A 13301-nucleotide genomic window follows, 5' to 3' on the forward strand; every position below is an offset into this window, starting at 1 on the left:
GTTCATCCTCTGTCAGTAGATTTTAAATTAAGATCCGGTTTTCATTTTATTCACCCAAAGCCCACAATCGTTTATTACGATCAATAATATAAACCGTACCATCATCGGCAATGGCTGGTGATGAAATGCCACCAGGTATACTCGTGTTTTTATCGACATCATCCAGATTTAAAGAAAATGAATGGAGTCCTTCTTGAGCGTTGACATAAACACGATTTCCTGAAATGGCTGGCGATCCCAGCGCCGCCCCAAGTGAATGTTCACTCATTTCAAATTGACGCAATAATCTCCCTCCTGCATCTAAAGCGACCACCCATGTACCCGCAGTAAAATAAATTTGACTAAGAAAAGATGCAGGGGGTGATTGTATGGCTTTGCGCGCTTTATACCATGGTTTTAATAATTCAGAACCTGTTAATAGATCATAAAAAGCTAAAGTACCGTCTTGTTGACCTGCAGCAACCATACTGCTTAGAAATATAGCCGGAGAAGCCCTTAATCTTGGTTTTGTTGAACGCTTATTCCATAAAGGCTGGAATTGTCGATTTTGCCAGCGAAATGCTGATAATTGTTTGTAATTATCATCAACTACAATTACAGGTCTCGTGGAGAATGGACCAAAATCAGCGATGGCAATTGATGGCTCTGCCCACCCAAACAGTTGTTGTAGCGTTGGGCCACCCCCGCTTGGCTCAAATTCCATGCCATTAAGGAAATCCCAAATGCCGCCAAAAATACCTCCAAGAGTTACTCCTCCGCTCGTTTCAATCGGAGGAGGAGGATATTCTGAAACGAAAACATTATTTACTACTTGCCCCATTTGGTTGATAGCTAATAATTCCATTCTTGAGACAAGTTTAGTGAACAGTACCGGAATAAAAATGATTGGTTCTTGTGCATTCCATATTTTGGGTGATGATAGAGTATACCCATCCGTTATATTTCGATTTGGATTGATTGGAAAATTGAAAATCCAACGTAGCTGCCCATCGGGAGTTAAGCTATGTAATTTACTGTGAGCTACATAGGAAAATACGGTGCTGCCTCCTCGGTGATCACGAACTTTGGCTCTAAAAGTAGTAATCGCATAAATATTGCCATTTCTATCCACTGCGGGGCTACCAGCAATGATACTCCCGCGTTGATCCAGCATTTTTTTCCATCTTATTGAACCCGTTGGCGAAATCGCCACGAGTTCACCCAATAAATTGCCAATATAAATGGTCCCATCATTGCCAATAACCGGTGAAGCAAAGGCTACAGGCCCCACTTCTACCTGCCATTTTGCAGAAGATACAGGCATGTTAAAAAGAGGGGCAAATCCCTGACTGGCTGCATTTGCTTGAAATTGATTCCAATAAGCCATTTTAGTACCTCCTTTCACTAAAAACCTAAAAATCATCTATTACTTAATCTTCGGCTGGCTTTCATTATCCATACTGTTTTTATTTATACTATTACTATCTTTTGTGTAGAAAAAAGAAGTAACTTGAGTGAATAATCCATATGCTACACTTCTCCATGAAGAGTCGGGCGCTTTAGGTTGTTTCGACTTTTCATTTTCATAATGTGATTCATATTCCGTTATGACTCTCTTTAGATCTCTATCAGGTCGATGGTATGCTAACTTGGAATGCATGTGTTGGAATGTTACAAACTGTGTCAAATAAGAAGATACAGTTTGGGGTGTAACTTCTTCAAATTGGATGTCATAATGATTCGTCTCTAATTCTTCTGCATTTTCATGATCTCGCTCGTGCAGTAATGCCTGATATGGGCCTTCGTATCCTTCTATAGCAGATAAGAAACTATTATCTATCGTGCTCCATTCGGTAAGAGCTGCTTTTTCATGTTCAAGAGCAGTTGCCAATTTTTTAATAGCCACTTGATCACCTGCAAGAGCTGACGCCCTATTTTCAGGAGTATTATCTCGAGCAACCGCAAAAATGGTTAGAATGTTATTTGTAACTTTAATTTTAATTGTTATTGGATACATTGTCGCCTTATGTACTATTGACAAATCTGCAGTGAAAAACATTTTTAATTCTCACAAAGAATTGAAATATTTACATTATAGTTCAAATAAAATATTTATTGTTAAAATATTAATCCATATGATTTATTTATATCAAGATAATCTGTATAATTCATCGCTTGTTTATTATTTTTCACAAAAGGATAGAGCATGGCACTGTCTAAATTAGAAAGTTTGAACGACATGGAATTAGAAAATTGGGAAGACATAGAATGGACTAAACTTGGAGGTGGTGCATACAATGACGTTTATAGAAGTGGGGATGGGAAACATGTTTTTAAGATTCAGCACGCTGAATTAGATGATCTTGCTCGTTATCCTGATGTCCCCGAACGCTCAGTTAGATTATGGAATGAAATAAATCCTGATCTGCCTGCCTTTCTTGCTGTTACTCAATATGGTAAGGGGTGGATTTGTCCTTTTGTTTATGGCGTAGAACCTTCAGATGAAGAAATGAGTCGCGCCGTAATCGATATATTTAATAAAACAGGAAGAATTCTAGCCGATGCACCAGGACAAGATAATTTTAAAAAAACTCCCGATGGTCGAGTAGTCTGTATTGATATAGGTATGGCTTTGAAAATAGATGCAAAAGACAAGCAACTTACTATAGAGCAACTTTTTACAAAGCACCTTACAGGAGTTAAAAGTGAAACAAGTGCTAAAACGTGGAGAATTACACGTTCAGGATTTGAAACTTTTTTTCCCGCTGCAGCATTTAGAAAACCTATAACTGTAAATACGATTCAGGCATTATACTTTATAGCGTTTTATCGCCCCAATATTTCTAACGTGAATTTCTTTAACAATTCTCCAGACCTTGTTCTCCAATTAGCTAAAGGATATAAGGGAGAAAAAATAGCGGACGCATTAGCTGCTTTAGACAGAGAAACAACAGTCAAAGCTTCTGCAGAAACACCTATATCTACTAAGGCTGGCGATAATTCTGAAAAGATTAATATAATTCAGTCTCCGGATGCTACGAAGACTCCAGTTCCTGGCTCATTATCCTTAAAAGAAAAAACCGAGATTACTCGAACATCGACAGGCAATTATGGCATGTTTAAACCGCAAATACCGAATGTTAACCGCCCAGCCCCAACTCCTGAACATAAAAAGCAAGGGGTAGCATTTGAAGATGACCCTAACTCACCATCATCCTTCTGGGTTTAAAAATTTTCTAATTATGGGTTAAAAGATTAGAGTGTTTTTATTTTCTTAAATTGCGGCTGACCACCAGGACATACAGTACCTACTTCTCATAAGCCGCCCTCTAATTCTAAAGTGGAAATAAGTTACTCCTGAAATACACTATTAAAGAAAATCCCTAAAATGGATGGATTCAGAATAAAATAATTAAGTGACTCTTTTGAGGATTAAATAATAGAACAAAAATTGAATAATTTTATAAAATCCACTGGCTCAAACTCAACATGAGTGCAGCCATTTTTATGATAGCTGGGTTAAATTTAAATTTTTTTGTCTTTTGATTTGTCTGCTGTAGTACTTAATTTAGACTAATATTTAATCTATGTAGTATCAGATTCTGGATAAGCAGCTGATATCTTTGACGGAAGAACGAAATAAATACAAAGATCAAAACCCACATTATATCCCGGGTAAAACGCCAAAATCACTAAGTCAATTACTCCAGCCAGCACAAAGAAATCTAGCGGATGCGTGTTTAATTCATCCCTTTGATGCCTGGTTCAATAGTCTATATAATCCTATATAAACTCAAATCAATGGTTGAGCAAAGACTCAATTATAGCTAGGTTAAGGATGCCCATGTTCCGATCCGCTTTAATAATTGCCCTAATGACTTTTAGTATCATCACTCAAGCAGCCCTCCCCGCTGATCCAATCCAGCGCTGTTTAGATATTAGAAGGTTCGCAGACTTTACCACAAGACAGAAAATGGCTGCCAAAGAACCCGGGGTGTTGCGCTTTAAATTTCATAAAATTTCAGCATCAGAGCTTCCGTTAAATAACCCTGTGGGCAATATGGATGAAGTGATTAAAGCATTAAATAACCAGATTGAAAACTGCGATAAAAACCATGGTGAATTTCAGACAGTGACTCTTGCAGGTCGTCAATTCAAGCGCCAAGAATGGTGCCAAAATACCAACAAAAAAATGCTTGCTCTTGCAAAAGCTGCTCATGGCAATTTTCAAAAATATTTATCGAGCATCAAAAACGAATTTGACTGGTATAAAAGCGATGGCTGGCCTGAAAATCATGCCGGATTTAAACAGGGTGAGTTTCAATTTACCGCCTATTACGCGCCAGCAGCTGTTGAGGCTCGTACGCAACGCGGTGGGGCATTTTTATATCCTCTCTACAGCAACCCCGGTGTTGTAAGTGTCGCTTCGGAATGCAAAAAATTTAATTTGAAAGCCCCTCTTTGTGGCGTTGATCCGCTTACCAAAATGGTGCGCGGATTTTGTCTGAAAAATGCCAATGGCACATATTCTGTAGTGCCAGACCGACAAGAAATTGAGCACGGGGCGTTACCTCCAAAATATATTATTGGCTATGTTAAAGACCCCAATGACCCTGCTTTTTTAATGGTTCAAGGCTCTGGATCATTAATTCTTGACGGCAAAAAATTTCGCATCAATTATGAGAGTTCCAATGGCAGGCCACGCACCATGCTTGGCCGGATAGTCCAATGCGCGCAAGACCCAACCTGTGGTGGCAACCTTAATGCAATGGAACGTTGCGCTAAAGATCCTAAATGTCATGATGAAGCAAAATTACGCTGTAATGTGTCTAAAAAAATTAGACAAAGTGGCGCATCAGAAAAGCAAATTCGCCAATATCTGGATAATCTACTTAACCGTGATAAAGCCGACGATTTGCGAAATCGCGACCAAAGTTATGTTTTTTTTGCTAAGGAAGATGGGGGTCCTTATGGTTCAGAAAATATTACTCTAACACCCCATGCATCATGCGCCACAGATCATAAAGTAATTCCTATTGGAATGAATTTTATCTATAGCTACAAAAAATCTACTTCCTGGTGTGTGGCCCAAGACCGAGGTGGCGCCATTATGGGGGCCCACGTTGACGTCTATAAGGGTGAAGGTAACCAAGCGGGTTTGGAAGCAAATGCGCTAAATCACCCTGGCTCATTATTTGTGGCTCTGCCAAAGCGTGAATAAAATGAGATAGAATATTTCATAACTGTTGAGTCATTTTGACTCAACAGCTAATCTTTACTTTCTAATTTTGGGTAAAAATAAACTAAACCATATACTTACTTCGTGTCTGTTGATATACAGGATGTATTTTTATAGAAAATACACATTGGGATATGTACCCTATTTAAACATAGAAATTTTCGTCACAGGGATTTCATGATGATTAAACGTGAGCAAGAAATACTGGAACAGATAGCTAGAGCATTTATGGACGAATTATCCAAAGAAGTTCGCTTCGATTTAGTCTTTTCTGCGCTTTTTGAACTGGATAAAATTCAAAAAGGTCAAACAACCCAACTTTCTAAGGATCAGCGTGCAGAGATAAGTAGCGAAGAGGCTACAAAAGTACTACTCAATCGCATTGCAACCACAGAAAAAACAAATAATGCGGATATAAAAGCGGTTCGAAATATCCTAACTCAAATAATAAAAGACCCTGAAGCTTTTGGTTTAAGTGGAAAAATACGCTCTTTTTTTCTTTCCTACGTTAAAACTTCCATCACTGCTATAGGAGATAGGGTAGAAGAACAAATTATTCTTGCACACATACATCAAAAAGATTGGAGCATACGAAAAGTACTTTCCATTCAAGATTTAGGTACAAATGCAGAAAACGCACAAATATTTGTTGATGCACTAAGAATGGGTAATTATGCGATCACCTCCAAATTTTCCCGCTGGGTAATCAACAAATACAGCGATGTGACATTAAACCCCGCGCAAAGACCTATTGGTGCAGATGATATTTTACCACTTATTGCCTATGAGTTAGGACAAACTGATATTCGTGCCGAGGATATGGCCTCTTTAATGTACTTATATGATCATACTAAAGAAGATGATCAATATACTGCTTCCCTTATGTTTTCAGGGATACAGATTTCGCTTAATCGACAATCAGCACTTCAAAAAGCGCATCCAAAAGACAATCCATCACAAATTTTGATGAGATTACGGGCTGAACATGCAGCGTTCTTAAAGATGGATGATCCTGTGGGAAGTTTGATTCAATGTGGAGTACCCTATGATCATGCAACCGATTCGGTTAATCTAAAAGAACATTATGAAGTGAATAAAATCAAAGCTTTTGCAAAAAGAAACAGAGATTCCATTACGGCTCATTTAATCCTATTGAATATCAAAAGAGCCAGCCCTGACGATATTAATACCTTATTAGCCATCAAAAATCATATTATTAAATACATTAACTATTCAGAAACTCATCCACCCGAGAATTCACAGCAAACCTACACTAACCGCTTAAAAGCAGCGGAGGAGATGCTTGAAATACTTCAAAAAGGCGAAACAATAAAAGATGACATTTTTCCAGGAATAAGGGCGCAAGCACATATCATTGCAATCAATAAGCCTGGTTTGAGGGAGTTGGGTTTTTTAGGTTGGTTACATAACTTGACGGATAATCATAAGCCCCAAATCAGTATAGAAACCGCTGCGACTCTAAAAACCATTGATTTAATTATAGCACCTCAAGTGAGTGAATTACCCAAAGAAAATCCAGTAAAGCAAATAAGTCTCAAGCCTCCTCCTGGCGATGAATTAGCTAAGACGCATGCAATTCAATATCGCTGATGCACGAATTAAAAAGGTTTAATAGTCTTCATGATTTTACTTATAAAGATGTCGGAGCAAAGCCCCGACTTACGTTTATTCCTATAAATACTATTTCATAAAATCAACGGGTTGTGGGAAGCTTAGGTAATTCTTAGTCAATTGCTTTTCTTTTTGTTGGTTTGGATTCGCATTTTGACACCACTCGTTTGATTTAGGATGTTTCTCGCCATTACTCTTACTTACAATGCAAGATTGCTTATTGACAATTTCCGTTTTATTCGTCGGACATTGTGAAGACTCCATACCATCCGGACATGGCGCAAACTGAGTATTGACGACAAAGGTATACACATTATCATTTAAATCAGTAAAGCGTACCTTGATAGGATATGAAGCGACCGTACCAACCCTGAAGCCAGCGATTTGACTGTTATCCGGCATAATCACGTTTTGTTTGACTTGCTGACAATTCAAATCCCCAGCATCTTGATTAAATACACATACCCCATATTTTTTAAGCAAAGGCTTATTCACCTGCTCAACCATAGATTGAGGTACACCAATTGCCACAGAAAAGCCATCTGCATAGTTAAACTGCTCTTCATTTTCAAGACCCTTAGTCCCGCCAACAGTAAAAATCAACCCATCCCCTAGCTCGCTCATGAAGCCAACTGCATCGTCAACAGAGAATCCATAAGCGTCCATAGCAAGATAGTCTTTATCATGAATCAGTTGGACATAAGGGTTGAACAATAATTCGGGGGTAATATTGGTTTCGTTGTAATTATATTGTAAATCATGGATGTACATAGATTGTATCTGAGCATGATTCCATCCTGGAATCTTGGTATCAGCCAATGGGTTAGCCCCAGCACCACATCCCTCGTTGAAAGGGACCCAACCATAGATGTGCTTAATCGCTTCCCAGTAGTTAAATGGTACAGGATCCACGCCAGGTGTTAGGTTACACCTCTTATCAGCATACATTTGCAAGTATTGCTGATGATTTTGCTTAAAAAACTGCTGTACCGCGCCAAGTTTATCTTTTAAAACTCGCGGACAATCTATCTTTTGGGTGACGTATTTACTTACATCTTCATCCCAGTTGACACAAGAACCCCATAGATTTTGCATACGCTGAACCGATTCACCATAATGCAGTGATTTTTTTTGTTCTTCACTACATTTTCCATTAATACAGGACATCACAGTCAATACAGGCGGAAAACCATCATTTGGCTTGACCGGTACATCATCCTCAGGGGGCAAAGTACCCGAACGCTGCGCAAAAATATTGTAGCCTCCTGGTAATTTCAATTCATTCAAATTGTAGACTGGCCAGCCTTGTCCTATAGTGGTTTTTAGAAATGAATCAAGATGGCTTCTAAATGCAGTCAAAGACTGTGCGGATCCACTGTATCCAATATAGGGATTATTCTTAGGACCTATAGCGACTGGCATGTACACATGATCCACATACGAAATGTTATACCCCACATTCTCTGGTTTTAATATCCGCACTGATTGCCCAGAGGGTATAATCGAGTCGCCAAAAGTATACTCTGATAACTGCGCGTATATATTTTCTGGAAATTGGACATCGCTTGAATAAGTGCTCAATTTACAGTCCGTGTTTTGTCCCTGACACGTAACGCTGGCAGGAGTTGCCAATGACGCATCTTTTTCGTTGCGCAGTCTGTCGTTTTTATCAGCTAACACAACACGTCCACCATTCCACCAGGTAATGTAACGATCTTTCGCTAACTCACTATATAAAGGTAATGTAATCGTTACCGATGAGCCGGGGGCTATTCCCGTGCCTTCGTTAACATACAATTTGTAAACATATTTTGTTGGGTAAAGTTCCGTAGTCCGAAAACATCCCTGAATCCACTCATTTACCTCATTTTTACTTGTTGCCAACACTGGATAAATCGTCGTATTTTCAGAATTGTTATAAATGGTTATCGTCTTTGGTTTGACCGTCATTGACTTTCCGTTGTAGTCTTTGCACACAACGTTCTCGGCAACAGAAACTTCCGCCCCCAATGACAAAACAACAGACCCTAAAGTAACAATCAGCGTTTTCAACATAAATGGTATTCCATTAATTATTTTAGGGAAAATATAGCACACGCTTTATTTTTTATGGATTCACACGTGTGAATTTAACAGTTCTTTAACAAAAACAGATGCGGTAAATTAAGAAAATACGAGTTTCTATGCATACTTGTACTTCTTTAGTCATTCAACTATTATTATGAAGCTGTTTCCTTGGCTGTTTAATTAGCTGTTTTTTATTATATGGAGATTGAAAATGGATAAACGAAGCTTACTTATTGCCGCCACAGCTGCCGCGTTGTTTACTTCAGGCGTTTATGCCTCTTCCGCCCTCGACAGTAATGGGGCTAGCTCGAACTCACCTACCAATCTAGCTAAGAACAACTGTAATGGTAAGAACAATTGCAGTGGCAAAAACGGCTGCAAGGGTAAAGACGGTTGCAAAGGCAAAAATGGCTGCAAAGGCAAAAACGGTTGTAAAGGTAAAAACTGCTGCAAAGGTAAAAACGGTTGTAAAGGTAAAAATAAATGCAAAGGGAAAAATAGCTGCAAGTCATCATAATATGTAACCCTGAATTGATGTCTTGCTTGAGACATCAATTCACCTCTAACAATAGATTCTCCCGTCTAGGAAAAAGACAGATGGAAAAAAGCACACAGCCCCACCCTAAAAAATATTTGTCTCTAGGAATGGGATTAGGTTTACGAGCAGAGCATTACAGTTATATTTTAGAACACACCCCGAAAGTAGAATGGTTTGAAGTCCTCACTGAAAATTACTTGTTTGATGGGGGAAATCCTCTTTATTACTTAGATAAAGTGCGTGAAAATTATCCTGTTGTGATGCATGGTGTTTCACTATCAATTGGTAGCACCGATCCTCTGAATCTTGAATATCTTAAGAAAGTAAAACAATTGGCAGACAGGATTCAACCAAAATGGATTTCGGATCACTTATGCTGGACAGGTGTTCATCAACGAAACATGCACGATTTATTACCTCTATCTTATACAGAAAAAACCATTACTCATGTTGTTGAACGAGTTAAATACGTACAAGATTTTTACCAACAACAAATATTACTCGAAAATGTATCCAGTTATATCACGTACAAAGAATCTGAAATGACGGAATGGGAGTTTCTTTCTGAAATAGCCAATCGTGCAGATTGTTTGATTTTATTAGATATAAATAATATTTATGTAAGCTCCTACAATCATGGCTTTAATCCTGAAACGTATTTGCAAAACATTCCGATTGAGCGTGTACAACAATTTCATTTAGCTGGACATCAAAATTGTGGCGATTACATTATTGATACACATGATCATCCGGTCATAACAGAAGTATGGAGCCTGTATGCCCAAGCGATTAAACGATTTGGGGACGTATCAACGATGATTGAGCGTGATGATCGTATTCCACCGTTTGAAGAGTTATGGCAAGAATTAGAATATGCAAAAGCAATGAAGCTCAGTTTATTGAATAAAAAAACGGATTTAGCATATGAAACTTACTGAATTACATACTTTATTACAAGACTCTATTTTAACCTCCGAGCCTCTCATTAATCCTTATCTTGATTCTCCACCTAAAGGCTCGATTGCAGACAGAGTAGCTATCTATGCCGATGGCTTTTATGCGCGGTTAGAAGAAGCATTAATGAGTGACTACAGCACATTGGCTGAGGTAATGGGTGAAAATCAATTTAGCCAAATGAGTCAAAGTTATACTCATGCGTATCCATCATACAACTATTCACTCAATAATTTTGGGGAAAATCTCAATCAATTTTTAACTGAAACGTTACCTTATAAGAAAAAACCCCATTTAGCTGAAATTGCTGTATTTGAATGGGCTGAATATCAAGCCATTGTGGCTGGTGATGCAAATTTACTCTCGGCAGCTGATTTGCAATCTTTGCCATTAAATCAATGGCCAGAAATGAAATTCCATCTGCATCCTTCATGTAAAATACTCACCATGCATTGGAATAGTCTTTCGCTTATTAAAGCATCACGTAGTAATAAATCCATTCCCGTACCTAAGAAACTTAAGACGCCACAATTTATAATGGTCTGGCGTCGTCAACTCGAAGTACGATACCGTAAGCTAGACTATTCAGAACGAACCATGCTCAATGCAATAATACAGAAAGCATCGTTTATGGACATTTGTGAGATACTAAGCCATCAGATGCCTGAAAATGAAGTTGCACCTTACCTTGTAAAAGAATTGCATGCATGGATTCAAGAAAATTCCCTTATAAGTATCAGTTAACAAAACCAGTCTATTGTTATACCTAAGTCATTCATTTTGATTCTAAATGAACTCTAAGTAACCCGGCGAAATGACATATTTAGTCTATAATGTACTATTAGAATTGTCTTCAATTGAGAATTTGTAACAATTTTGAAGGTCTAGTGGTTGTACTATTGGATTTCGTACGAAGCACATTTGATATTTACTGTATCTATTCGTATTTCATAAGGAAGGAAATAATGAAAAAATCAAAAATGGTAAATGAATTTGCTATGCCAGCACCACGATGGATAAGAACCTATCCTTGTGGACCTTATCGATTTATCAATCGAGAGTTTTTTATCATCACTTACGAAACCGACCCTGGCTTGCTTAAAGATATATTACCTCCTGGACTGGAACTACTTGAACCTTATGTGAAATTTGAGTTCATTAGAATGCCAGATTCAACAGGATTTGGTGATTATACAGAATCTGGACAGGTGATTCCGGTTCGATATAAAGGAGAAGAAGGCGGTTTCACAATTTCAATGTTTCTAGATTGCCATGCGCCGATTGCAGGTGGTCGAGAAATCTGGGGATTTCCAAAAAAACTAGCCAAACCCAAATTATTTGTTGAGGAAGATGTATTAATCGGTTTGCTTGATTATGGCAGCTTACGAATTGCCACAGCGACTATGGGATATAAACACCATGAACTGGATTCCAAAGCAATATTAGATTCGATGAAAAAGCCTACCTTCCTTTTAAAGAACATACCAGGCGTTGACGGTACGCCTCAAATTAACCAGCTCACGAAAACTTACCTAAAGGACATAACAGTAAAAGGAGCTTGGACTGGACCTGGTAGCATAGAACTCCATCCCCACGCATTGGCTCCAATCGCTGAGTTTCCCGTTAAAAAAATTGTATCGGTGATGCATTTTGTTACTGATTTAACCTTACCTTATGGCACGGTGGTCGAGGATTATTTGAGTTAGGTTGTCCACGCATCAGTAAAAACTTTGCTATGTCGATAGGGAGATTGAAATGTCGAAAAGAAAAAAAATAAATCTGGCCCTGCAGGGTGGAGGCGCTCATGGAGCGTTTACCTGGGGTTTATTAGATAAATTTCTTGAATCAAAGTTATTTACTATCGAGGGCATTTCTGCGACCAGTGCCGGCAGTATGAATGCAGCCGTTCTTGCATATGGTTATCTTCATGGAAAAGAGGAAGGAGCAAGACAATCATTGTATGATTTTTGGCTTGCTATGAGTAATTATGGAAAATCATTTGGTATTACGGCGAAAACACCCATCGATTATTTCATGGCGCCTTTCTCAAAAACACCATTTAGTTTTTCTCTCTTTAGCTCGATAATCAGTCTTTTATCTCCCTATCAATTCAATCCTTTTAATTTCCATCCTATTCGAGATGTTTTGGAAAAAATAATTGATATAGAGCAAATCAAAACTAAAAGTGATATTAAGCTCTTCATTTGTGCCACGAATGTTCAGACCGGTAAAATCCGTATTTTTGACAACAGTGAATTATCTGTAAACACTCTTTTAGCCTCCGCCTGTTTACCCAAATTATTTCAATCCATTGAAATCGATGGAGAATTTTATTGGGATGGAGGATATTTGGGGAATCCTGCTATTTTCCCTTTGATTTATCAAACAAGTTGTAGAGATATCTTAATTTTTCATACAGTACCTATTGTACGTAACGAAATCCCTATAACTGCAGCAGAAATTGATTCGCGTTTAAGAGAGGTATCCTTTAATTCTTCTCTGATGCGTGAAATGCGAGCCATTGGCTTCGTTAGCAATTTAATTTCAAAAGGACAGTTAAAAAAAGAATTCGAAAAAAATTATAAAAAACTGTTTATGCATTGTATTCGTGCGGACGAGGATTTGCGCGATTTCCCACTTTCAACCGTATATTCTCCTGATTGGGAGTTTTTAGTAACCCTGCGTGATTTGGGGAGACAAGAAGCAAGCCATTGGATTGAAAAAAATTACGACAATATTGGAAAAAAATCCACTATTGATTTTGCTGAATGGTTATAGAGAAAATCAGGCTATAAGCAATTACAAAATGATAGGATTAATTTTTAACGATGCATGTTATCTATGTTCAATAACAAACCCTTTATGGTAGAATACCAACAAAAATTTATCATA

12 protein-coding genes are annotated in these 13301 nt (G+C 38.1%); 9 read left to right on the plus strand and 3 right to left on the minus strand.

The window, feature by feature from the left end; genetic code table 11:
• Positions 1-46: 46 nt before the first annotated feature.
• Both Lani_RS14470 and Lani_RS14475 read right to left on the minus strand, forming a co-directional pair.
• Positions 47-1366 (minus strand): outer membrane protein assembly factor BamB family protein, encoded by a 1320-nt coding sequence (locus Lani_RS14470; protein ID WP_019235539.1) that lies wholly within the window; start codon positions 1364-1366, stop codon positions 47-49.
• Between the two features lie 39 nt (positions 1367-1405).
• A complete protein-coding gene (locus Lani_RS14475; RefSeq protein ID WP_127908227.1) occupies positions 1406-2038 on the minus strand; it encodes a hypothetical protein in 633 nt (210 codons plus the stop codon).
• A 147-nt stretch (positions 2039-2185) separates the two neighbouring features.
• Between Lani_RS14475 and Lani_RS14485 the strand changes: the two genes are divergently transcribed.
• The 4 genes from Lani_RS14485 to Lani_RS14495 all read left to right on the plus strand — a co-directional run bounded on the left by Lani_RS14485 (position 2186) and on the right by Lani_RS14495 (position 6829).
• Positions 2186-3208, plus strand: a complete 1023-nt coding sequence (locus Lani_RS14485; RefSeq protein WP_019235542.1) for a hypothetical protein — start codon at positions 2186-2188, stop codon at positions 3206-3208.
• A 394-nt stretch (positions 3209-3602) separates the two neighbouring features.
• Positions 3603-3770, plus strand: a complete 168-nt coding sequence (locus Lani_RS20265; RefSeq protein WP_156415167.1) for a hypothetical protein — start codon at positions 3603-3605, stop codon at positions 3768-3770.
• Positions 3771-3823: 53 nt separating this feature from the next.
• Complete coding sequence (locus Lani_RS14490; RefSeq protein WP_019235543.1) at positions 3824-5200, plus strand: MltA domain-containing protein; 1377 nt, start codon at positions 3824-3826, stop codon at positions 5198-5200.
• Between the two features lie 195 nt (positions 5201-5395).
• Entirely contained in the window at positions 5396-6829 is a 1434-nt protein-coding gene (locus tag Lani_RS14495; protein ID WP_127908226.1) for a hypothetical protein, read from the plus strand.
• Between the two features lie 90 nt (positions 6830-6919).
• Here Lani_RS14495 and Lani_RS14500 read toward each other — a convergent pair whose 3' ends face one another.
• A complete protein-coding gene (locus Lani_RS14500) occupies positions 6920-8905 on the minus strand; it encodes a hypothetical protein (RefSeq protein ID WP_019235545.1) in 1986 nt (661 codons plus the stop codon).
• A 223-nt stretch (positions 8906-9128) separates the two neighbouring features.
• Here Lani_RS14500 and Lani_RS19825 point away from each other — a divergent pair, with 223 nt between their 5' ends.
• The 5 genes from Lani_RS19825 (at position 9129) to Lani_RS14525 (ending at position 13187) form a co-directional block, all read left to right on the plus strand.
• On the plus strand, positions 9129-9434 hold the full coding sequence (locus tag Lani_RS19825; RefSeq protein ID WP_081595209.1) for a hypothetical protein: 306 nt from the start codon (positions 9129-9131) through the stop codon (positions 9432-9434).
• Positions 9435-9514: 80 nt separating this feature from the next.
• On the plus strand, positions 9515-10393 hold the full coding sequence (gene bufB, locus Lani_RS14510; RefSeq protein WP_019235547.1) for an MNIO family bufferin maturase: 879 nt from the start codon (positions 9515-9517) through the stop codon (positions 10391-10393).
• A complete protein-coding gene (locus Lani_RS14515) occupies positions 10380-11153 on the plus strand; it encodes an HvfC/BufC N-terminal domain-containing protein (RefSeq protein WP_019235548.1) in 774 nt (257 codons plus the stop codon). The genes bufB and Lani_RS14515 overlap by 14 nt, the downstream gene beginning before the upstream one ends.
• Before the next feature lie 221 nt (positions 11154-11374).
• Positions 11375-12115, plus strand: a complete 741-nt coding sequence (locus Lani_RS14520) for an acetoacetate decarboxylase (protein WP_019235549.1) — start codon at positions 11375-11377, stop codon at positions 12113-12115.
• A 49-nt stretch (positions 12116-12164) separates the two neighbouring features.
• Positions 12165-13187: a patatin-like phospholipase family protein gene (locus Lani_RS14525; protein ID WP_019235550.1), complete on the plus strand. Its 1023-nt coding sequence runs from the start codon at positions 12165-12167 to the stop codon at positions 13185-13187.
• Positions 13188-13301 lie beyond the last annotated feature (114 nt).

Source organism: Legionella anisa (assembly GCF_001467525.1).
Taxonomy (GTDB): Bacteria; Pseudomonadota; Gammaproteobacteria; order Legionellales; family Legionellaceae; genus Legionella; species Legionella anisa.

Excerpts from the sequence above, each read along its gene's own strand:
- Lani_RS14470 (WP_019235539.1), bottom strand. The coding sequence starts at position 1,366 with ATGGCTTATTGGAATCAATTTCAAGCAAATGCAGCCAGTCAGGGATTT.
- Lani_RS14475 (WP_127908227.1), bottom strand. The coding sequence starts at position 2,038 with ATGTTTTTCACTGCAGATTTGTCAATAGTACATAAGGCGACAATGTAT.
- Lani_RS14485 (WP_019235542.1), top strand. The coding sequence starts at position 2,186 with ATGGCACTGTCTAAATTAGAAAGTTTGAACGACATGGAATTAGAAAAT.
- Lani_RS14490 (WP_019235543.1), top strand. The coding sequence starts at position 3,824 with ATGTTCCGATCCGCTTTAATAATTGCCCTAATGACTTTTAGTATCATC.
- Lani_RS14495 (WP_127908226.1), top strand. The coding sequence starts at position 5,396 with ATGATGATTAAACGTGAGCAAGAAATACTGGAACAGATAGCTAGAGCA.
- Lani_RS14500 (WP_019235545.1), bottom strand. The coding sequence starts at position 8,905 with ATGTTGAAAACGCTGATTGTTACTTTAGGGTCTGTTGTTTTGTCATTG.
- Lani_RS19825 (WP_081595209.1), top strand. The coding sequence starts at position 9,129 with ATGGATAAACGAAGCTTACTTATTGCCGCCACAGCTGCCGCGTTGTTT.
- bufB (WP_019235547.1), top strand. The coding sequence starts at position 9,515 with ATGGAAAAAAGCACACAGCCCCACCCTAAAAAATATTTGTCTCTAGGA.
- Lani_RS14515 (WP_019235548.1), top strand. The coding sequence starts at position 10,380 with ATGAAACTTACTGAATTACATACTTTATTACAAGACTCTATTTTAACC.
- Lani_RS14520 (WP_019235549.1), top strand. The coding sequence starts at position 11,375 with ATGAAAAAATCAAAAATGGTAAATGAATTTGCTATGCCAGCACCACGA.
- Lani_RS14525 (WP_019235550.1), top strand. The coding sequence starts at position 12,165 with ATGTCGAAAAGAAAAAAAATAAATCTGGCCCTGCAGGGTGGAGGCGCT.